Genomic DNA, 20,068 nt, shown 5'->3' with positions numbered 1-20,068 from the left:
CCATCTCAGGTTTTCACCCGGAGATAGAAACAATGAACAGTAGTCATCAGGTTAAACAATTACGTTTGCAGCGCGCCTGGTCGCAGGAGCAGCTTGCCGAACTGGCCGGCGTCAGCGTGCGCACCATTCAGCGCATCGAGAACGGCGACCGTCCCGGCCTCGAGACGCTCAGCGCGCTTGCGGCGGTATTTGAAGTTAACGTCGCCGAGATTAGCGGCGAATCGCCGGCGGGCCACGAAGCGTCGCTGGATTTACGTATTGAGGAAGCCAAAGCGCGCGTTGAACGCGAGAGCCATTTTTACCGTTCATTGACGGTGGCCGTCGTCGTTTGCGTTCTGCTGGCGCTGCTGAACTGGCTGAGCGGCGCAGAGAGCTACTGGTCCGCATGGGTGGCGATCGTCTGGGGAGCGCTGCTGGCGGTTAAAGGGTTGCGCCTGTTTGTTTTTGGCGAATGGATCAATCGCTGGCGTCAGGCGCGCCTGCAGCGGCTGCTGCGCAAATAGCCCTCTGCGCGCTTTTCCCGGGAGCGGCGCAAAGCGCCTTGCCCGGGCTACGGGTCCATCCCCGTCTGCGAGCGGTAGCCCGGACAGATGCGCAGCATCGCCTCCGGGAGCCATATCCAATGCGGCCTGTGGTGAGCTCCCCGGGGGCGGCGCAAAGCGCCTTGCCCGGGCTACGAGTCCATCGCCGTGTGCGAGCGGTAGCCCGGACAGATGCGCAGCATCGCCTCCGGGAAATCATATCCAATGCGCCCTGTGGCGAACTCCCCGGGGGCGGCGCAAAGCGCCTTGCCCGGGCTACGGGTTCATCGCCGTCTGCGAGCGGTAGCCCGGACAGATGCGCAGCATCGCCTCCGGGAGCCATATCCAATGCGGCCTGTGGCGTTCTCCCCGGAGGCGGCGCAAAGCGCCTTGCCCGGGCTACGGGCCAGCAGACTGCTGTATACCTGTAGCCCGGCTAAGCGCAGCGCGAGCCGGGGGGAGGCCGCCATCCGGGGCGAGTTAAATGGTGACCATCCCTCGGACGCCTTCGTCTTCCATATCGCCGCCGTTGCCCTGCTGGATAATCGCGCCGCGCGACATCACCAGATAGCGATCCGCCAGACCGGCGGCAAAATCATAAAACTGCTCGACCAGCAGAATCGCCATATCCCCGCGGTTCGCCAGCTGGCGAATCACCTCGCCAATCTCCTTAATCACCGACGGCTGAATGCCCTCCGTCGGTTCATCAAGAATCAACAGCTGCGGACGGCTGGCCAGCGCGCGGCCAATGGCCAACTGCTGCTGCTGCCCGCCGGAAAGATCGCCCCCGCGCCGCTGCTTCATGGTTTTCAGCACCGGAAACAGCTGATAAATCTCTTCCGGCACCGCGCGCGCGTCGCGGGCGGGAAAGCGGGACAGCCCCATCAGCAGATTCTCCTCAACCGTCAGACGCGGAAAAATCTCCCGCCCCTGGGGCACGTAGGCGATCCCCGACTGTACCCGCTGGTGCGGTTTACGGTGGGTGATATTCTTCTCCTGCCACAGCACCTCGCCGCTGCGCGCCGGGATCAGCCCCATCAGGCACTTCAGCAAGGTGGTTTTTCCCACCCCGTTGCGCCCGAGCAGGCAGGTGATCTCGCCCTGGCGAGCGGCAAAATCCACTCCACGCAGGATATGGCTGCCGCCATAATATTGATGTAGTTGATTAACCTGTAACATCCGCGCTCCTTAGCGTCCGAGATAAACTTCAATCACCTGTTCGTTGGCCTGCACCTCGCGCAGCGACCCTTCCGCCAGCACCTGTCCCTGATGCAGCACCGTCACTCTGTCGGCGATGGTCTCGACAAAGCCCATATCATGCTCGACCACCATCAGCGAATGCTGCCCGGCAAGGGTGCGGAACAGCTCGGCGGTATATTCTGTCTCCGCATCGGTCATCCCGGCGGCGGGTTCGTCCAGCAGCAGCAGATGCGGCTCCTGCACCAGCAGCATGCCGATTTCCAGAAACTGCTTTTGCCCGTGCGACAGCAGCCCCGCCGGCCGATAGCGTTCGCCCTCCAGCCGCAGCAGGCGCAGGGTTTCGCTGATTCGGTCGGCCTGCTCGCTGTTCAGGCGCGCACGCAGGCTGGCCCACACCGATTTATCACCTTTCATTGCCAGTTCGAGATTCTCTGCCACCGTCAGCGCCTCAAAGACCGTCGGTTTCTGAAACTTGCGCCCGATGCCCTGGCGGGCGATGGCGATGGGATCGAGGGTTGTTAAGTCCACCGACTGATCGTAAAGCGCCCTGCCGCTCTGCGGCCGGGTTTTGCCGGTGATGACGTCCATCAGGGTGGTTTTACCGGCGCCGTTCGGCCCAATCACGCAGCGTAGCTCGCCCACGCCAATCTGCAGCGACAGGTTGGTCAACGCCTGAAAACCGTCAAAGTTGACGTTAATCTCTTCCAACTGCAGTACCGGATCGGTCTGCTCGCGAAAGCGGTCCGTCGGCAGCTGGCGGGTAAATAGCTCTTCATCCAATGGCATCAGCGATCTCCTTTACGCAGCAGGCCGATAACGCCACGCGGTAAAAACAGCGTCACGATAATAAAAATCAGCCCCAGAAAGAGCTGCCAGTACTCCGGCATCGCCACGGTAAAGTAGCTTTTCGCGCCGTTGACCAGCCCCGCGCCGAGCACCGGGCCGATTAAGGTTCCGCGACCGCCGAGCGCCACCCAGATGGCCGCTTCGATAGAGTTGGTCGGCGACATTTCGCTGGGGTTGATGATCCCGACCTGCGGCACGTACAGCGCCCCCGCCAGGCCGCACAGTACGGCTGAAAGGGTCCATACCAGCAGCTTAAAGCCGCGCGGGTCGTAGCCGCAGAACATCAGGCGGTTTTCAGCATCGCGCACCGCCGTCAGCACGCGGCCAAACTTGCTTTGCGCCAGCAAATAGCCAATCCACAGGGTGAGCAACAGCAGCAGTACCGTGGCCATAAACAGCGCCGCCCGCGTGCTGATGGCGGTGACGGAGAAACCGAGCAGCGTGGTAAAGCCGGTAAAACCGTTGTTACCGCCAAAGCCGGTTTCGTTACGGAAAAACAGCAGCATCCCGGCGTAGGTGAGCGCCTGGGTCATAATCGAAAAATAGACGCCTTTGATTTTCGAGCGGAAGGCAAACCAGCCGAAAACCAGCGCCAGCAGGCCGGGCACCAGCACCACCAGCAGCATAGCCCAGGCGAAATGCTGGGTGCCCCACCAGAACCACGGCAGCTCGCTCCACGACAAAAACGACATAAAGGCCGGCAATCCGTCGCCCGCCGCCTGGCGCATCAGGTACATGCCCATGGCGTAGCCGCCGAGAGCAAAAAAGATCCCATGGCCAAGCGAGAGCATCCCGGCATAGCCCCAGACCAAATCCAGCGCCACGGCGACAATGGCGTAGCAGAGTATCTTGCCGGTCAGCGTCAGCAGCCAGGTGGAGACCGCCAGCGGATGCGTGGCGGGCAGCAGCGCCAGAAACGGCATACTTAGCAGGCCCAGCAGTAGCAGCACGCCGAACCAGCGCAGCGGGCGCGGCGCTTTGCGCGCCAGCGTTAAGGTAATAGGTTGGCTCATCAGTCAATAACCCTCCCTTTGAGGGCGAACAGTCCCTGGGGACGTTTCTGGATAAACAGGATAATCAAGACCAGAATCAGGATCTTACCCAGCACGGCTCCCATCTGCGGTTCAAGGATTTTGTTAAAGATGCCAAGACCAAACGCCGCCGCCACGCTGCCCGCCAGCTGACCAACGCCGCCGAGCACCACCACGAGGAAGGAGTCGATAATGTAGCCCTGGCCCAGCTCGGGCCCGACGTTACCGAGCTGCGACAGCGCGACGCCGCCCAGCCCCGCGATCCCCGAACCGAGGCCAAACGCCAGCATATCGACCCGTCCGGTCGGCACGCCGCAGCAGGCCGCCATCGCGCGGTTTTGCGTCACCGCCCGCACGTTCATCCCTAGCCGGGTCTTGTTCAGCGTCAGCCAGGTAAAGAGCAGCACCAGCAGCACGAAAACCAGTACCGCCAGACGGTTCCACGGCAGGATGAGATTCGGCAGAACCTGCACGCCGCCGGAGAGCCATGCCGGATTGGCGACCTCAACGTTCTGCGCGCCAAACAGCATGCGCACCAGCTGGATCAGCATCAGGCTGATCCCCCATGTGGCGAGCAGCGTCTCAAGCGGGCGCCCGTACAGATGACGGATCACGGTGCGTTCCAGCGCCATACCGATACCGCCGGTGATCAGGAACGCCACCGGCAGCGCAATCAGCGGATAGAAGGCAAGCCACTGCGGCGCCAGCTGCGCCAGCGCCTGCTGAACCAGCCAGCAGCTGTAGGCGCCAATCATCAGCATCTCGCCGTGGGCCATATTGATCACCCCGAGCAGACCGTAGGTGATGGCCAGACCGAGCGCGGCGAGCAGCAGGACAGAACCGAGGGAGAGGCCCATAAAAGCCTGGCCGAGAAGATCGCCCAGCAGCAGGCGGTGCTGGATTTTACTCAGGCTCTCCTGGGCCGCCGCGCGAATCGCCGGGTCCGGCTCATGCCGGGCATCGGTATACGGCGTCAGCAGCGCCTGGGTTTCCGGGTCACCGGAGTGGCCGAGCAGCGCGATGGCCGCCAGCCGCTGTGCGGGCTGAGGACTGACAAGCTGTAAACGGGCCAGCGCAATTTCCAGCTGCGACTTCACCGCGCCGTCGGTTTCCGCCGTCAGACGCTGCTGTAACAGCCCCGCCATCTCAGGCGTCGCTTCGCGCTGCAGGGTTTTCGCCGCCGCGGCCCTTTCCGTGACATTGTCACTAACCAGGAGATGCGTCGCCAGCGCGCCTGCCGCCAGGTTACGCAGGCGGTTGGTCAGACGCACCGGTTTTGTTGGGCCGACGGGCGCCGGAACCGCGCCCAGCGCCAGCAGGCTGTCGCCCTGTTTGCTGAACGCATGACCGCCGCTATCGGATTGCAATGTTTCACTTTTCAGCGCCCGCAGCAGCGGTAAACGCGGCGCTTCGGGCGCGGCGGCCCACTGTTCCAGCAGCTGAGCCTGCTGGCTGCGATTGGCCGCCACAAAATCGTCGGCGTCCGCTGCCTGCGCCCGCCACGGTATCAAGACCATCAGCAGCGCGAAGTAACACATGAGGCGTGATGCGTTCATGGTCGTTCTCCTTTTCGGGGAAATCCGGGCTTCGGGCCCGGAAGACTGAATCATTCACCCCAGCGCAGCGCCGGGGTCTAACGCTTAGTTGCTGACGGTTTTAACCGGGTGATCCGGCTTTTTATCATTCCCGGCAATCCACGGGCTCCACGGCTGGGCGCGTACCGGCTCTTCGGTCTGCCAGACCACGTTAAACTGGCCGTTGCTTTCGATTTCGCCAATCATTACCGGCTTGTGCAGGTGATGGTTGGTGGCATCCATGGTCAGGGTAAAGCCTGACGGCGCCTTGAAGGTTTGGCCGGCCATGGCATCACGCACCTTGTCGACATCGGTCGATCCTGCTTTCGTCACCGCCTGCGCCCACATGTGCAGGCCAACCCAGGTCGCTTCCATCGGGTCATTGGTTACCACGGTATCGGCGTTTGGCAGCTTGTGGGCTTTGGCGTAAGCGCGATAGTCGGCAACAAACTGTTTATTGGTTGGGTTATCGACGGACTCGAAGTAGTTCCACGCCGCGAGGTTGCCCACCAGCGGTTTAGTATCAATCCCGCGCAGCTCCTCCTCGCCCACGGAAAAGGCCACCACCGGCACGTCCGTCGCCTTCAGCCCCTGATTAGCCAGCTCTTTATAGAACGGAACGTTGGAATCACCGTTGATGGTAGAGACCACCGCGGTTTTACCGCCGGCGGAGAACTTCTTGATATTGGCGACGATAGTCTGATAGTCGCTATAGCCGAACGGGGTATAGACCTCTTCGATGTCTTTATCCTGAATGCCTTTGGCGTGCAGGAAAGCGCGGAGAATTTTGTTGGTGGTGCGCGGGTAGACGTAGTCGGTACCGAGCAGGAAGAAGCGTTTCGCCCCGCCGCCGTCTTCGCTCAGCAGGTATTCCACCGCCGGAATCGCCTGCTGGTTTGGCGCCGCGCCGGTGTAGAAGACGTTCGGCGACATCTCTTCGCCTTCATACTGTACCGGGTAGAAGAGCAGACCATTCAGCTCTTCAAATACCGGCAGAACCGATTTGCGCGATACGGAGGTCCAGCAGCCGAACACCGCCGCCACCTTATCCTGCGTCAGCAGTTGACGCGCTTTTTCGGCGAACAGCGGCCAGTTTGATGCCGGATCCACCACGACCGGTTCCAGTTTTTTACCCAGCACGCCGCCTTTGGCGTTGATGTCATCGATAGCCATCAGGGCGACATCTTTCAGCGGGGTTTCAGAAATCGCCATCGTCCCGGAAAGCGAGTGCATAATGCCGACTTTAATGGTGTCGGCGGCATAAACCTGTAAGGAGAAGCCCATGCTAATAACAGAGGCGGAGAGAGCAAAAGCTTTTAATAGTGTTCGACGCTGCATGTGTGTCACTCCTGAATAGCGCAAAAACAAAAAAATGAATTAACGACTCACCGGAAGTGATAAGGCAAAAACGATGCCAGGTTGTGAAAGCGTCTGAAAGCGCGGCAGAATACGGGGAGAATAAAGGCGGGTGCACAGCGTTGCCTTAAAATAGTGCAACGCTGCGCTATGGAGAGATTACCAGACCTGCGCGGCGATGCCGGTGACCAGGCGGACTTTATCCCACTGCTGGGCTTCGGTCAGAGAGTTACCCTCTTCGGTGGAAGCAAAACCGCACTGCGGGCTGAGGCAAATTTGCGCCAGCGGGACGTACTGCGCCGCCTCCTGCAGACGAGCCTTCACCCCTTCCGGGTTTTCCAGCTCCCCGTTTTTAGTGGTGATCAGGCCCAGTACCACCTGCTGATGGCCGGGGCGAACGTAGCGCAGCGGCGCGAAGTCGCCGGAACGGTCATTGTCATATTCGAGGAAGAACGCGTCGATGTTAACGCCGCCGAACAGCACTTCCGCAACCGGCTCGTAGCCGCCCTCGGAGATCCAGGTCGAGCGGAAGTTACCGCGACATACGTGCAGGCCAACGGTCAGATCCTCCGGCTTCCCTTCCAGGGCCTTATTCAGAACGCGGGCATAAATGCGCGCCAGCTCATCCGGGTCTTCGCCGCGCTCGCGCACCTGCTGTCGCTGCTCATCGGAGCAGAGGTAGGCCCAGACGGTGTCATCAAGCTGTAAATAGCGGCAGCCCGCATCGTAGAAGGCGCGAATGGCATCGCGCCAGGTGATTGCCAGGTCATCGAAATAGTCGGCGAGATCCGGATACACCGTCGCGTCGATATCTTTCCGGCCGCCGCGGAAGTGCAGCACGCTCGGGCTGGGAATGGTCATCTTCGGCTGAGCGCTGCCGCTGATGCTCTTCAGATAGCGAAAATCTTCCAGCATCGGGTGATCGCCAAAGGCCAGTTTACCGGTGACGCGAACACCGTGCGCTTTGGTCTGTACCCCGTTGAACTGAATGCCCTTTTCTGAATCGTAGCGCTCAACGCCCTGTAGTCCGTCAAAGAAATCAAAGTGCCACCACGCGCGGCGGAACTCACCGTCGGTGACCACATGCAGCCCGCACTCGCACTGCTGCTGCACCAGAACGCGAATCGCCTCATTTTCTATCTGCCGCAGCTGCTGCGCGTCGATGGTGCCGGCGGCCAGTTGCTGACGGGCCTGTTTGATGGCGTCCGGACGTAAAAAGCTGCCGACAATATCTGCGCGGAACGGGGCCTGATGACGTTGCATGGTGTCTCCTTAGCGGCGGGCAAAGTTAATTACCCACCGTGATAGTTCATTATTTGAATTTATAGACTTCTGGATGGCTATATGTCCAGATACTGGCATGCAGAGGTTTCATCGGCAAACGACAATATTTCATGGCACATGAAATAAATTCACTTTGCGAAAGGCAACCCTTCATCTTCCCAGCCGGTCAGGCCGCCGAGCATCATTTTTACCGGGCGCCCCAGCAGAGCCAGCTTCATGGCGGCGACGTCCGCCCCGTTGCAGTGCGGCCCGGCGCAGTAGACCACAAACAGCGTGTCATCAGGCCACTGCGCCATTCTGGTTTCATCAATTTGTCGGTGCGGTAAATGCAGGGCGCCCGGGAGATGACGACGGGCAAAGGTTTCTTCACTGCCGACGACGTGCAGCAGAACAAAATCCACTTCTCCTTCGTGCATCGCGCTGTAGACATCGGCGCAGTCGGTCTCGAGGCTTAGCTTATGACGAAACCAGGCGGCGGCGTCAGTAGAACTGGCGGGGGCAATAGCGGTTACAACACTCATGGCATCTTCTCCTTGTCTGTGATACCACTACTTTAATTAACCGCCTGCGCGACATCTGCCGAGAACCATGACTGAAAACGCTGAAATCCTGACAATCCCATCCGTGACGTTGTCACGCCACCGGGTTGTTGCCCTCGCCTACGATGGCCTGTGTACCTTTGAATTTGGCGTCGCCGTAGAGATCTTCGGCCTGCCGCGCCCGGAGATGGGCGAACGATGGTATCGCTTTGCCGTAGCCGCCGTCGACGACGGTGAGCTGCGGGCAACCGGCGGAATTCGGCTCATGACCGACGGCGGTATGGCGCTGTTAGGCGAAGCGGACACCATCGTGGTGCCCGGCTGGCGCGGTATTGACTCCCCCGTGCCGCCAGCGCTGTGCGAGGCGCTGGTCGCCGCCCATGCGCGAGGCTGCCGGATAATTTCTATCTGCTCCGGGGTTTTCGTTCTGGCCGCGGCCGGGCTGCTGAACGGCCGCCAGGCGACCACCCACTGGCGCTATACCGACCAGCTGCGGGCGCGGTTTCCGCGCATTGAGGTGATCGATGACGTGCTGTACGTCGGCGCCGAAGGCGTCATGACCTCCGCAGGCAGCGCCGCGGGTATCGATTTATGTTTGCACCTGGTGCGCGAGGACTTCGGCGTCGAAGCGGCGAATCTTGTCGCCCGACGGTTAGTGGTCTCCCCCCATCGCGACGGCGGGCAGGCGCAGCAGATTGTTCGCCCGGTGGCCAAAGCGCGGGAGAGCCAGCGGCTGGGGCAATTATTTGATTTCCTGCACCAGAATCTCGCCGCTGGCCACACCGTGGCCTCGCTGGCGGAAAGAGCCGGCATGGGGCAGCGCACGTTTTTACGCCGTTTCGAAGACGCCACCGGCAAAACCCCCGCCCGCTGGCTGCTTGACGAGCGCCTTCAGCGCGCCACGCAGCACTTAACCCACAGCCGGCTGAGCGTTGAGCAGATTGCCGAGCTTTGCGGTTTCTCAAATGCCAGCACCCTGCGCCATCACTTCCGCCAGCAGTTTGCCCTTAGCCCGTTGCAGTACAGGAAAAGCGCGCTGGCGGGTAAAAAGGGAGAGTGATTCACATGGATAATAGTCACGCTGGGCAATTTGTTAATCGTTTGTTTAGATTAGTCGGGTTAAGATGTATCCAACAACCGTAAACCCGTTCAATGAGGACAACATAGCGCATAGCAAAACTAATGGAGGTTAATCATGCTGGGAAATATGCATGTATTTATGGCAGTTCTGGGAACCATTCTGTTCTTTGGATTTCTTGCCGCATACCTGAGCCACAAATGGGATGACTGATGAACGACGATAATCCCCATCCGTAAACGCCCCCTGCTGCCGATGCACCAGGGGGCGTTCTGCTTTTGGTTTGCCGATCGATGAACCACCTTATACACGATAATTTATCGTATCAGTCACCAGGAGAAACTCCGTCCGAACATCCCTCAACAGCCCACTCGATGCTGATCGTTGATAGGCTATGTTATGCTTTGTCATCATGAGCAAGGAGGCAGAATATGCATATCAATACCAAAATGAGGCTTGCGGCGCTGTTATACCTAATGGCGGCGTACGCGGTTGCTCTGCCGGGGCTTGCGCTGTTTACAGACATGGGGATAAACGGTGGCATTATTGATATGTGGAAAGGCGCGTATTCATTTATGGACCTGCTTGCCCGACGTAAAATACTTTATCTGCAGTTTGCCGGGCTGGGCGCTACTCTGGGTTTTGTCTACTGGCTGTTTTTCTTCCGAAAATACCGCCATCACGATCCCCTCGATAAATATTTTAAATAGCGCCCGAGCGCCCGGCACGACGTACTGATTATGCCCGGTCAGCGAATGATGAAATCTGAGCCAGAAGCATTTCGCTTACCTTACATACCATTCGCTGGATATCCGTCAGCTGCGGCGAGGCTTCCAGCCCTTTGCCAGGGTTCTATTTAGCCTGCAGCTCCCTGCGGATAATTTCCGCCCCGGCGCTTAGCGCATTGAGCTTGCCGCTCGCCACCGGACGCGATAGCGGCGCCATGCCGCAGTTGGTTGAAGGATAAAGCTTATCGGCATCCACAAACTGCAGCGCTTTACGTAAGGTCGCGGCGACTTCCTCCGGCGTTTCGATCGCATTGGTCGCCACGTCGATGGCTCCAACCATCACTTTTTTTCCGCGAATCAGTTCAAGCAGATCCATGGGAACATGTGAGTTATGACATTCCAGCGAGATAATATCGATGCTGGATGTTTGCAGCTTAGGAAACGCTTCTTCATATTGTCGCCACTCTGTTCCCAGGGTCTTTTTCCAGTCGGTATTCGCTTTGATGCCGTATCCATAGCAGATATGTACCGCAGTTTCGCATTTTAGCCCTTCAACGGCTCTTTCTAAGGCCGCGATGCCCCAATCATTAACCTCATCAAAAAACACATTAAAGGCTGGCTCATCAAACTGAATAATGTCGACGCCGGCGGCCTCCAGCTCCCTGGCTTCCTGATTAAGTATCTTCGCAAACTCCCAGGCCAGTTTTTCGCGGCTCTTATAGTGATTGTCATAGAGCGTATCAATCATGGTCATGGGACCCGGCAGCGCCCACTTAATCGGCTGGCTGGTGAGCTGACGTAAAAAACGCGCATCTTCGACAAAAACGGGTTTTTGACGCTCGACGGCGCCCACGACGGTCGGAACGCTCGCATCATAGCGATTACGGATTTTAACGACTTCGCGTTTTTCAAAATCGACGCCGCTGAGGTGCTCAATAAACGTAGTAACAAAGTGCTGACGGGTTTGCTCGCCATCGCTGACGATGTCGATGCCGGCGCGCAGTTGGTCAAATAAGGACAGGCTCAGCGCGTCTTTTTTCCCGGCAATTAGCTCTTCATTCTGCAGTTTCCATGGGGACCACAGTTTCTCCGGCTCTGCAAGCCAGGACGGTTTCGGTAAGCTGCCGGCTGTTGAAGTGGGTAATAATTTTGTCATTATCGATAGCCTTATATATGCGATGTCTTAAAGAGCGTAATGAGCAGACCATTGCTGCAGAATATTTTTATACGGTTTAATAAAGTGCTCTTCGGTAAACTTCCCCTGCTCTACCGCCAGCTGGCTGCGCTCTTCACGATCGTAAACAATTTTGGTTAATGAATGGTCCTGATGATGCAGATCGGGCTGATAGCAGAGTCCTGCGGCAGAGTTGGCGTTGTAGATCTCCGGGCGGTATATCTTCTGGAACGTCTCCATCGTGCTGATGGTGCTAATCAGCTCAAGGCTCGTGTAATCGCTCAGCAAATCCCCTGAGAAATAAAAGGCCAAAGGCGCAACGCTGTTTTTCGGCATAAAGTAGCGAACCTTCAGGCCCATTTTGCCAAAATATTGCTCAGTCAACGATGAACCCTCTGGCCGGTATTCGAGCCCCAGGACAGGATGTTGATTTCCGGTCTGGTGATAGGTGTCTTTGCTGGAGACGCTAAGGCAAATGACCGGTGATTTTTTGAAATTGGCCTTGTACTCCGCTGAATTGACGAAATGTTTAAATATGTTGCCGTGCAAATCGCCGAATCCTTCCGGAAGGCTAAAACCTGCGCGTCCTTTATTATGGTCTAACAGCAATACGCTAAAGTCGTAGTCGCGAACGTACGAAGAGAAATTATTGCCAACGATACCCTCAATACGTTCATCGGTCTTTTTATCAATAATGCTGGTTTGCAATATTTCAATCACCGGAAAGGTATCGCCGGTGACGCTGATATTCATTTCGGCTGAAATAATTTCCAGCGCAACGGCATAGCGATCGCCTTTGGGGTTATCCCAGTGCGCCAGCGTATTGAAACGATTGTCAATCATGACTAAGGTATTGCGCAGATTCTCCTGGCGATTTTCCCCTCTTGCTAAATTAGCAAAGTTGGTTGTAATACGCGTATTTTCTGAGGGGTTATAGTTTTCATCAAAGAGAGTGCGTTTAATAGTAAAGGTAAATTGTTGATTCATCGCAGATGTGCATCCTAAGTTCTGAGATAAAAACTGCAGTCCTTTCTGATGGTTGCAGGCTGGCGCAGGCTTCCATAAGCAGTCTTCATCTTCATATTATCTATATCGAATACAGCATGTTATGCCAGAGCCATTAGATGAGTGAAAGCGAGTTAATTTCATTACAACATGAGCCATATTCATGGTCTGGCGTCAGCCCATGCTGTATCTCGTTGAACAGAGCCAGCCGCTCTTGCCAACGAGCTTGTCCTGCCGGTTTAACATCCGCACATTTTCCTGTCGCCTGTATGAGTTGATGCTGAAGCAAGAAACATCAGAGGTCGGCCAGGCTAAACACGACCTCAAGCCTGGCGTCTTTCTTTTCAACAACCGCACTCTTCATGCTCCTTTGCGCTCTGTCAGGCGCGATCGTTGGAGGAATATGGAAGTGGGACCGGCGCGTTTTCATGCTTTACTTTGGTGATGTCCAAAACCTGACTAACGCTGCCGATATTTTTTCTGGCATATTTATGTTCTATGGTTAATTCGGATTATCAACAGCGAATATAGCCATCAACAACCTGCTCTAACTTATTGATTTGAGGGATACAATGAATAATGTCATTCTCAGCATAATTGCTAAAATTTCCGCCATGGATGCCGAAAGTAAGCAGCTTGCTGCCCAGGTCGAGGCGCAGTCTTTGCTCATTAGCGCGCTGATGCTCGCTATCGGCAAGGAAGGCGGCGTCGCGGAATTAGTTAGCAGCGTAACGAAAGCGATAAATTCAGTACTGGAATCATCTGAAGACGTTCTGAAGACGGACGCAGAACTGCTTCTGACCAAGTTTCAGGAACAAATAGCGCTCACGCAGTTGATAAGCACCCACGAAGATGAAATCAGTCATGACAGGCTAGATGATTAACAAGGGTCAGTCTGTTATAGATTGGGAATATGCAGGGCTTACGGTTAGTCATGAGCTTACCGGCCATCAGCAACTATTGGCCGGTTCAGCTTCAGAAAATAGGGAGACTCCAGGCGGAATACGCAATGTCTACTCGCCTGCGCTGCTGCCGGAGGCAAACCGCTCGGTACATTAAGGCAAATCAGGCTTCACTTTTCCCCAGGCCAGCGTATGTCACCGACGCCGTTGACTTTCGGCATGGCAAATAAAAAGCCCTGGAAACGTTTAATACCCGCAGATTCGAGCCAGCACCACTCCTCTATCCGCTCTATGCCTTCAGCAACCACCGCAATCTCAAGTTCACGGCAGCAGTTGATAATCGATCTTACCACCGCTTGTTTAGGGCCGCTCTGATGGATATCGGTAATAATCTCGCGGTCGATTTTAACTTTATCAGGCTGAATTTTTGTCAACAACGAGAGTCCAGCATAACCGGCGCCAAAGTCATCAATTGCCAGCCCCATACCAGAGACGCGCAGTTTTTTTATCGCGCTGCTGAACTGGCTAAAACCGGAGATCATTTCATCTTCCGTCACCTCCACGATCACCTGTTCGGGTTCAAGACCCTGTTTTTTTATTTCCTGCAACAGGTATTCAATGGCATCAGGAATAACAACCAGAGACATCGGAAGGATATTAATGGATATTTTATGGTCGCCAATATTGATTTCTTTCGCCAGGGCAAAGGCAACTGATTTCGCTTTGAGATCAACTTCATAACGTTTCTCTGGCGGAATCGAGGCAAAGAAATTAGCGGGACTACCGCCGTCTTTATCACGAATAAGCGCTTCAAGCGAAGTGATATTCCCGGCCAACGGTTCGATAATGGGCTGGAAAGCAAACTGACAGCATTGACTGGCAAAAAAAGATTCTTGCGGCGCATGAAATGCATGTTTACGCGAATGAAGCGACCATTTGTCAGGCCGTAAAAAGGGTGACGGCGCGACAGCGCTTTTTTGACTGATAAAAGTATGGATAAATTTATAGACGCGCTCTTCGGTGGAAAGATAACCTTTCAGTTGGCTAAGCTGGCGAACCTTTGTCAGGACGTCAGCGGTTTGCAGTTTATTCAGGTCAAAAAACATCATCCCTACGTTTTCAAAGCGCCGGCGCGGCGCGTAATCACGCATCAGCTCGACAACCTGATGGTGGCGATCGTCTTGCTTGATCGTGCTGAATAGCTGCTCAAGCACGCACTCATCCCCCTCAAGTATCTGAAGGTAAACATTATCTTTTAAAAGAAGTATGCCCGTAATCCCGCGTGCTGCGTTCTCAGCATTCGCTTTTTCAACCAGCAGTATGAGATCGGTTTCTTGTGTTAAATGCATCTGACTTCTGTAAATCAGAGTTGTCAGCATAATCCCATCCAGATGTTTGCCAGGAGAATGGAACTGTGTAACACAGTTTACCCTTTTAACCCAGGCTATCTGTCATAATTAACTGGACCGGCTGTAGCCGACTAAGTTTATCCGATTATTTACGGCAGCAACCGGCAAGGGCCAGCGAAATAATCCTCAGCGGCCGGGTAATGGCATTGATTCATTCAGCAGCCATTTAAACCGTTTGGTAAATGCGTTTTTTTAAGCGGTATTTACTAGCCAACAAATCCCTGCTCGCGCATACGCGCTATCGCCTCTTCGCTGGCGCAGACCATGCCCGTGGTCAGCGTTTCAAAACCAAAGCGGCGATAAAAGCCGACTTTATCCACCACCGAGTAGATGAAGGTTTTGCCGAACGGCCGCAGCCGGTCGCTGACCGATTGCATCAGCTGCTGCCCGTACCCCTTTCCCTGACAGCGCGGGTGCACCGCGACATCTGCCAGATAGCTGCACCAGGTCAGGTCGCTAATCGCCCGGGCAACGGCAATAAGCTGCCCGTTTTCATAGCCAAACCAGCAAAAGGTACTATGGCGAAACGCGCGCTCCACCAGCGCGGCGTCCCGCTGATTGAGACCTGCGGCGGCGATAATCTCCGCCACCGTCAGCCAGTCAACCGAGTCCACGTGCTCTTTATCTTTTAATATCATCATGACGTTGCCTTTCACTCGCCTGCTTTGGCTTTCAGCATAGCCGAATGGCGCTAAAAAAAGCGCGCCCTGCCGCCCCCGGTCAACAGCATTTTATGCTGGATAAAAAAGTATAAGCCGGGGAAATTTTCTGACACCGCGGCGTGAAAACAGCGCATTTATGCTTAACAGCGGCGAGTAATCGACCTGCTGGTAGAATTAAATAAAATAACGCCATATTCCAACGACCGAAAACGGGCAAAAAAAAACCGCCATGTGACTGGCGGTGAATGAATGCTTGCATGGATAGATTGTGTTTTGCATTTTTACGTTCAGGGCATAACCTCCTGAGTACGCTTGTCCGATAAGCTATCACGCGCAACATCAATGAAAGCTAAACGGACTGTTGCTTACAGCTTTTCCACCAGCGCTTTGATCTGCGCGACAAGACCCTCTTTCTCCTCCTGCGTGGCGCCCGCGCAGGGCCAGGTGGATTGGCGGATAATCAGGCGCGTCGGCAGCAGCTCGCGGATCTTCATCTGCGGGGCAGCCATTAGCTGGATGAGCAGCTCAACCGCCCTTTTTCCCAGAACGTTAAAATCCTGGGCGACGGTGGTCAGCGGCGGCTGGAAGTAGAGGCTGTCCGCGGTATCGTCATAGCCGGTGACCGAGATCGCCTGGCTGCCGGTGCGATTCAACTGCGCCAGCGCGCTCAGTACCCCGAGCGCCATCTGATCGTTAGCCACCACGATGGCGCTAATGCGCGGATGATGATGCAGGAGCTCAAACGTTTTGTTCCAGCCGCTGGCGGCGCTCCAGTCGCCAAACACCGTCACCGCATTACTGACGCCCAGCCGATGCAGCGCCTCGCGCCAGCTGCTCAATCGCATGCGCGCGGAGACCGAGCTCTCCGGCCCGGCCAGCAGGCCGAACTCCCGGTGCCCGGCGTCCCAGAGATGCCGCACGCACGCGCCGCAGCCGTCGCGATGATCGAAACGCACGCAGCACACGTCGGTCTCCGGCGAAACATCAAGAAACATGCAGGCGATATCGGGGTTTTCCACCACCAGCCGCTCCGCGAGGCTGCTTTCGAGCGGCAGGCTGATAATCGCGCCGCGAATATGCTGGGCGCGAAACTCATTAAGCCGCGCCTGCAGCGACGGATAGTCGACCTGCACCGGCATCGCAATCGAGACCTCAAGCTGCTGCAGACCGGCGTAGCTTTTCACCGCCGCGGCGATTTGTGAAGGCGCGTGCAGCGTCAGCGAAGCGGTGATCAGCCCAATCGACGGCGCGGATTTCCCCGCCAGCAGCTGAGCGGAACGGTTCGGTACGTAGCGCAGCGCCTGCATCGCGCGGATGACCTTATCGCGGGTTCGTTCAGACACCACGTCCGGATTATTCAGCACCCGGGAGACCGTCTGCTGAGACACGCCGGCCTCGCGGGCCACATCGTCAAGCGTTGCCAGGCGACGCTGCATAGTGCACTCCTTCTGAATCAAAACCTCAATGTCGTCCGCTAACATTTTATGTTTAAAAGACGACAAAAATCAGCTGTTTTTCCAACTTTTCGTGATCGCCAGTGGGTTTCATTTTCGCCAATATTGCGGCTATAGCGAAAATAACTGATAACAAAATTATATTGTCTAGCGAATGACATTTTTATCACTTATCCGTCAGGAATACGTATGCAACAACACGACTCTCATTCCGCCGCAGGAGCAACGTTCCATCAGATTCTTGCCCGCGAAGACTGGCAGAACCAGACCATTACCCATCTCAACCGTTTACCGGCCCACCCGACTTTCGCCAGCTGGCGCGATACCGACGCGGCGCAGAAAAACCAGCCCTCGGCGTTCCGCCGCCGGCTTGACGGCCAGTGGCAGTTCTCCTGGGCCCGCAGCCCGTTTGACGTGGATGCCCGCTGGCTGGAAGACGATCTGCCGGACAGCCGCAGTACGCCGGTGCCGTCAAACTGGCAAATGGAAGGCTACGACGCTCCGATCTATACCAACGTCCGCTACCCGATCGACACTACGCCGCCGCGCGTACCTGAGGAGAATCCGACCGGCTGCTACTCGCTGACGTTCAGCGTCGATGAGAGCTGGCGAGCCGACGGCCAGACGCAGATTATCTTCGACGGCGTTAATTCGGCTTTTCATCTGTGGTGCAACGGCGAATGGGTCGGTTATTCGCAGGACAGTCGCCTGCCCGCGGCCTTCGATCTCTCGCCCTACCTTCAGCCGGGCGATAACCGCATCTGCGTGATGGTGATGCGCTGGAGCGCGGGTACCTGGCTTGAAGACCAGGATATGTGGCGCATGAGCGGCATCTTCCGTTCGGTCTGGCTGCTGAACAAACCGACCCTGCACCTCTGCGACGTTCAGCTCACGCCGCAGCTCGATGCGCTCTACCGGGATGCCGAGCTGCTGGTGAACTTAAGCGTCGCCGCGCCGGTCGCGCTGCTGGAGGCGCTGACGGTGAAGATCGAACTGTGGGATGACGATCGTCTGGTCGCCAGCCACCAGCAGTCGCCGGGTTCGCCGATTATCGATGAGCGCGGAAGCTATGCCGAACGCGCGGCGATTCGTCTGCCGGTAGAGCGACCGGCGCTGTGGAGCGCGGAAACGCCAAACTGCTATCGGGCGGTGGTGTCCCTGTGCCGCGGCGATGAAACGATCGAGGCTGAAGCCTGGGATATCGGCTTTCGCCGGGTTGAAATCAAAAACGGCCTGCTGCTGTTAAACGGCAAACCGCTGCTGATCCGCGGCGTCAACCGTCACGAGCACCATCACCAGCGCGGCCAGGTGGTGACCGAAGAGGATATGGTGCAGGACATCCTGCTGATGAAGCAGAACAACTTTAACGCCGTGCGCTGCTCGCATTATCCAAACACCCCGCGCTGGTATGAGCTGTGCAATCGCTATGGCCTGTACGTCGTTGACGAAGCCAATATTGAAACCCACGGCATGGTGCCGATGAATCGTCTTTCCGACGATCCGGCCTGGCTGCCGGCCTTCAGCGCCCGCGTCAGCCGGATGTTGCAAAGCAACCGCAACCACCCGTCGATTATTATCTGGTCGCTGGGGAACGAATCCGGCGGCGGCGGCAACCATGAAGCGATGTATCACTGGCTGAAGCGCAACGATCCCTCCCGCCCGGTGCAGTACGAGGGTGGAGGCGCCGACAGCACCACCACCGATATTATCTGCCCGATGTACGCCCGCGTTGAGCGCGATCAGCGGATTCCGACGGTGCCGAAATGGGGGATCAAAAAGTGGATCAGTCTGCCGGGCGAGCAGCGCCCGCTGATCCTCTGCGAATACGCCCACGCGATGGGCAACAGCCTCGGCAACTTTGCTGATTACTGGCAGGCCTTTCGCGACTATCCGCGCCTGCAGGGCGGGTTTATCTGGGACTGGGCCGATCTGGCCATCAGCAAAACCTTCGACGACGGCAGCATCGGCTGGGCCTACGGCGGTGATTTTGGCGATACGCCGAACGATCGCCAGTTCTGTATGAACGGCCTGGTCTTCCCCGACCGCCGCCCGCACCCTTCATTAATTGAAGCGAAACACGCGCAGCAGTACTTCCAGTTTACCCTGCTTGCGCAATCCCCGCTGCGTATCAGCATCAGCAGCGAATATCTGTTCCGCGCCACCGATAACGAAGCGCTGCGCTGGCAGGTCCAGGCCGCCGGAGAAACCTTTGCCGAGGGTCAAGTGAAGCTTGAGCTGAGCCCTGAAGGCCAGAGCGAGCTGACGCTGTGCGATGCGCTGACGCTGCCCGTGGGCGCCGAAGCGGTGTGGCTGACGCTGGAGGTTGTCCAGCCGCAGGCCACCACCTGGTCCGACGCCGGGCATCGCGTCGCCTGGCAGCAGTTCCCGCTCGCCGCCCCGCTGGCGCTGCGCCGGCCTTCCCCCGTCGGCACGGCGCCAGCGCTGGAGAGCAGCGACGCGGCCTGGACCGTACGCAGCGGCTCGCAGCAATGGACTATCGACCGGGAGAACGGCCTGCTGACCCACTGGCAGGTAGAGGGTGTGGAACAGCTGCTGACGCCGCTGCGCGACCAGTTTGTACGCGCCCCGCTGGATAACGATATCGGCGTCAGCGAAGTGGAGCGTATCGACCCCAACGCCTGGGTTGAACGCTGGAAGAGCGCCGGGCTCTACGGCCTCAGCGCCCGCTGCGTACAGTGCGACGCCCAGCGCCTGGCCCATGAAGTGGTTATCGATAGCCGCTGGCACTATCTGCGCGGCGACGAAGTGGTGATTGTCAGCCACTGGCGGATGACGTTTGATGGCGAAGGCAAGCTGCATCTGGCGGTCGATGGCGAACGCGCCGGCACCCTGCCGCCGCTGCCGCGCATCGGGCTGAATTTCCAGGTTCCGGACCAGCATCAACCGATTTCCTGGCTCGGCTACGGCCCGCATGAAAACTATCCGGACCGCCGCACCAGCGCCTGTTTCTCCCGCTGGCAGCTGCCGCTGGAAGAGATGACCACACCGTACATTTTCCCGACGGAAAACGGCCTGCGCTGCGATAACAAAGCGCTGGACTGGGGGCGCTGGCACGTCGCGGGCGATTTCCACTTCTCCGTACAGCCCTACAGCACCGCGCAGTTAATGGAGACCGATCACTGGCACAGGATGAAGCCGGAAAACGGCGTCTGGATCGCGCTTGATGCTCAACACATGGGTATCGGCGGCGATGACTCCTGGACACCCAGCGTACTACAGCAATGGCTGCTGCTTGAGACACAATGGCAATATCAGTTAACGATTCATTTCCAATAATAATCGGG

The 20,068-nt window shown here is 57.1% G+C and carries 19 protein-coding genes; 7 read left to right on the top strand and 12 right to left on the bottom strand.

The window, feature by feature from the left end; genetic code table 11:
• Nucleotides 1–32 precede the first annotated feature (32 nt).
• Complete coding sequence (locus CDA56_RS15285; protein ID WP_102803899.1) at nt 33–503, top strand: helix-turn-helix domain-containing protein; 471 nt, start codon at nt 33–35, stop codon at nt 501–503.
• Nucleotides 504–1,001: 498 nt separating this feature from the next.
• Here CDA56_RS15285 and urtE read toward each other — a convergent pair whose 3' ends face one another.
• From urtE to CDA56_RS15245, 7 genes are all read right to left on the bottom strand, one after another.
• Nucleotides 1,002–1,700 (bottom strand): urea ABC transporter ATP-binding subunit UrtE, encoded by a 699-nt coding sequence (gene urtE / locus CDA56_RS15275; protein WP_048263395.1) that lies wholly within the window; start codon nt 1,698–1,700, stop codon nt 1,002–1,004.
• Between the two features lie 9 nt (nt 1,701–1,709).
• Nucleotides 1,710–2,507: an urea ABC transporter ATP-binding protein UrtD gene (gene urtD, locus CDA56_RS15270; RefSeq protein WP_025105756.1), complete on the bottom strand. Its 798-nt coding sequence runs from the start codon at nt 2,505–2,507 to the stop codon at nt 1,710–1,712.
• Nucleotides 2,507–3,580 carry an urea ABC transporter permease subunit UrtC gene (urtC, locus tag CDA56_RS15265; protein WP_014229497.1) on the bottom strand — a complete coding sequence of 358 codons (1,074 nt, stop codon included), beginning with the start codon at nt 3,578–3,580 and terminating at the stop codon, nt 2,507–2,509. Before urtC ends, urtD begins: the two co-directional genes overlap by 1 nt.
• Nucleotides 3,580–5,154: an urea ABC transporter permease subunit UrtB gene (gene urtB, locus CDA56_RS15260; RefSeq protein WP_048263393.1), complete on the bottom strand. Its 1,575-nt coding sequence runs from the start codon at nt 5,152–5,154 to the stop codon at nt 3,580–3,582. Before urtB ends, urtC begins: the two co-directional genes overlap by 1 nt.
• 84 nt (nt 5,155–5,238) lie before the next feature.
• The gene (gene urtA / locus CDA56_RS15255; RefSeq protein ID WP_014229499.1) at nt 5,239–6,510 is read right to left on the bottom strand and encodes an urea ABC transporter substrate-binding protein; all 1,272 of its coding nucleotides are present in this window, start codon (nt 6,508–6,510) and stop codon (nt 5,239–5,241) included.
• A 177-nt stretch (nt 6,511–6,687) separates the two neighbouring features.
• Complete coding sequence (locus tag CDA56_RS15250) at nt 6,688–7,791, bottom strand: cobalamin-independent methionine synthase II family protein (RefSeq protein WP_025105758.1); 1,104 nt, start codon at nt 7,789–7,791, stop codon at nt 6,688–6,690.
• A 149-nt stretch (nt 7,792–7,940) separates the two neighbouring features.
• Complete coding sequence (locus tag CDA56_RS15245) at nt 7,941–8,333, bottom strand: rhodanese-like domain-containing protein (RefSeq protein ID WP_032719181.1); 393 nt, start codon at nt 8,331–8,333, stop codon at nt 7,941–7,943.
• Between the two features lie 67 nt (nt 8,334–8,400).
• Between CDA56_RS15245 and ftrA the strand changes: the two genes are divergently transcribed.
• The 3 genes from ftrA (at nt 8,401) to CDA56_RS15230 (ending at nt 10,139) form a co-directional block, all read left to right on the top strand.
• Nucleotides 8,401–9,411: a transcriptional regulator FtrA gene (ftrA, locus tag CDA56_RS15240; protein WP_047723747.1), complete on the top strand. Its 1,011-nt coding sequence runs from the start codon at nt 8,401–8,403 to the stop codon at nt 9,409–9,411.
• Nucleotides 9,412–9,546: 135 nt separating this feature from the next.
• Nucleotides 9,547–9,642 (top strand): protein MgtS, encoded by a 96-nt coding sequence (gene mgtS / locus CDA56_RS15235; RefSeq protein WP_004102377.1) that lies wholly within the window; start codon nt 9,547–9,549, stop codon nt 9,640–9,642.
• Nucleotides 9,643–9,860: 218 nt separating this feature from the next.
• On the top strand, nt 9,861–10,139 hold the full coding sequence (locus CDA56_RS15230) for a hypothetical protein (protein WP_064357352.1): 279 nt from the start codon (nt 9,861–9,863) through the stop codon (nt 10,137–10,139).
• A 142-nt stretch (nt 10,140–10,281) separates the two neighbouring features.
• Here CDA56_RS15230 and CDA56_RS15225 read toward each other — a convergent pair whose 3' ends face one another.
• Complete coding sequence (locus tag CDA56_RS15225) at nt 10,282–11,313, bottom strand: methionine synthase (RefSeq protein WP_064357349.1); 1,032 nt, start codon at nt 11,311–11,313, stop codon at nt 10,282–10,284.
• Nucleotides 11,314–11,340: 27 nt separating this feature from the next.
• The gene (locus CDA56_RS15220) at nt 11,341–12,318 is read right to left on the bottom strand and encodes a DUF1852 domain-containing protein (RefSeq protein WP_102803901.1); all 978 of its coding nucleotides are present in this window, start codon (nt 12,316–12,318) and stop codon (nt 11,341–11,343) included.
• A gap of 181 nt (nt 12,319–12,499) precedes the next feature.
• Between CDA56_RS15220 and CDA56_RS15215 the strand changes: the two genes are divergently transcribed.
• Together CDA56_RS15215 and iraP are read left to right on the top strand one after the other, a co-directional pair.
• Nucleotides 12,500–12,781 carry a hypothetical protein gene (locus CDA56_RS15215; RefSeq protein WP_064374629.1) on the top strand — a complete coding sequence of 94 codons (282 nt, stop codon included), beginning with the start codon at nt 12,500–12,502 and terminating at the stop codon, nt 12,779–12,781.
• Between the two features lie 127 nt (nt 12,782–12,908).
• Entirely contained in the window at nt 12,909–13,220 is a 312-nt protein-coding gene (iraP, locus tag CDA56_RS15210) for an anti-adapter protein IraP (protein WP_004851215.1), read from the top strand.
• Between the two features lie 188 nt (nt 13,221–13,408).
• Here the strand turns inward: iraP and CDA56_RS15205 are convergent, their stop codons facing one another.
• The 3 genes from CDA56_RS15205 to CDA56_RS15195 all read right to left on the bottom strand — a co-directional run bounded on the left by CDA56_RS15205 (nt 13,409) and on the right by CDA56_RS15195 (nt 16,745).
• Nucleotides 13,409–14,617 carry a diguanylate phosphodiesterase gene (locus tag CDA56_RS15205; RefSeq protein ID WP_064374628.1) on the bottom strand — a complete coding sequence of 403 codons (1,209 nt, stop codon included), beginning with the start codon at nt 14,615–14,617 and terminating at the stop codon, nt 13,409–13,411.
• Between the two features lie 236 nt (nt 14,618–14,853).
• The gene (locus CDA56_RS15200; protein ID WP_103815463.1) at nt 14,854–15,288 is read right to left on the bottom strand and encodes a GNAT family N-acetyltransferase; all 435 of its coding nucleotides are present in this window, start codon (nt 15,286–15,288) and stop codon (nt 14,854–14,856) included.
• Nucleotides 15,289–15,674: 386 nt separating this feature from the next.
• Complete coding sequence (locus tag CDA56_RS15195; RefSeq protein ID WP_064374627.1) at nt 15,675–16,745, bottom strand: LacI family DNA-binding transcriptional regulator; 1,071 nt, start codon at nt 16,743–16,745, stop codon at nt 15,675–15,677.
• A 207-nt stretch (nt 16,746–16,952) separates the two neighbouring features.
• Here CDA56_RS15195 and CDA56_RS15190 point away from each other — a divergent pair, with 207 nt between their 5' ends.
• Entirely contained in the window at nt 16,953–20,060 is a 3,108-nt protein-coding gene (locus CDA56_RS15190) for a beta-galactosidase (protein WP_102803902.1), read from the top strand.
• The last annotated feature ends 8 nt before the right edge of the window (nt 20,061–20,068 follow it).

The sequence above is a fragment of the Klebsiella michiganensis genome (assembly GCF_002925905.1).
GTDB lineage: Bacteria > Pseudomonadota > Gammaproteobacteria > Enterobacterales > Enterobacteriaceae > Klebsiella > Klebsiella michiganensis.
This window is presented reverse-complemented; position numbering and strand designations above follow the sequence as displayed.

Bases quoted from the DNA above. Each gene is read 5' to 3' on its own strand.
- CDA56_RS15285 (WP_102803899.1), top strand. From the start codon at position 33: ATGAACAGTAGTCATCAGGTTAAACAATTACGTTTGCAGCGCGCCTGG.
- urtE (WP_048263395.1), bottom strand. From the start codon at position 1,700: ATGTTACAGGTTAATCAACTACATCAATATTATGGCGGCAGCCATATC.
- urtD (WP_025105756.1), bottom strand. From the start codon at position 2,507: ATGCCATTGGATGAAGAGCTATTTACCCGCCAGCTGCCGACGGACCGC.
- urtC (WP_014229497.1), bottom strand. From the start codon at position 3,580: ATGAGCCAACCTATTACCTTAACGCTGGCGCGCAAAGCGCCGCGCCCG.
- urtB (WP_048263393.1), bottom strand. From the start codon at position 5,154: ATGAACGCATCACGCCTCATGTGTTACTTCGCGCTGCTGATGGTCTTG.
- urtA (WP_014229499.1), bottom strand. From the start codon at position 6,510: ATGCAGCGTCGAACACTATTAAAAGCTTTTGCTCTCTCCGCCTCTGTT.
- CDA56_RS15250 (WP_025105758.1), bottom strand. From the start codon at position 7,791: ATGCAACGTCATCAGGCCCCGTTCCGCGCAGATATTGTCGGCAGCTTT.
- CDA56_RS15245 (WP_032719181.1), bottom strand. From the start codon at position 8,333: ATGAGTGTTGTAACCGCTATTGCCCCCGCCAGTTCTACTGACGCCGCC.
- ftrA (WP_047723747.1), top strand. From the start codon at position 8,401: ATGACTGAAAACGCTGAAATCCTGACAATCCCATCCGTGACGTTGTCA.
- mgtS (WP_004102377.1), top strand. From the start codon at position 9,547: ATGCTGGGAAATATGCATGTATTTATGGCAGTTCTGGGAACCATTCTG.
- CDA56_RS15230 (WP_064357352.1), top strand. From the start codon at position 9,861: ATGCATATCAATACCAAAATGAGGCTTGCGGCGCTGTTATACCTAATG.
- CDA56_RS15225 (WP_064357349.1), bottom strand. From the start codon at position 11,313: ATGACAAAATTATTACCCACTTCAACAGCCGGCAGCTTACCGAAACCG.
- CDA56_RS15220 (WP_102803901.1), bottom strand. From the start codon at position 12,318: ATGAATCAACAATTTACCTTTACTATTAAACGCACTCTCTTTGATGAA.
- CDA56_RS15215 (WP_064374629.1), top strand. From the start codon at position 12,500: ATGGTCTGGCGTCAGCCCATGCTGTATCTCGTTGAACAGAGCCAGCCG.
- iraP (WP_004851215.1), top strand. From the start codon at position 12,909: ATGAATAATGTCATTCTCAGCATAATTGCTAAAATTTCCGCCATGGAT.
- CDA56_RS15205 (WP_064374628.1), bottom strand. From the start codon at position 14,617: ATGCTGACAACTCTGATTTACAGAAGTCAGATGCATTTAACACAAGAA.
- CDA56_RS15200 (WP_103815463.1), bottom strand. From the start codon at position 15,288: ATGATGATATTAAAAGATAAAGAGCACGTGGACTCGGTTGACTGGCTG.
- CDA56_RS15195 (WP_064374627.1), bottom strand. From the start codon at position 16,745: ATGCAGCGTCGCCTGGCAACGCTTGACGATGTGGCCCGCGAGGCCGGC.
- CDA56_RS15190 (WP_102803902.1), top strand. From the start codon at position 16,953: ATGCAACAACACGACTCTCATTCCGCCGCAGGAGCAACGTTCCATCAG.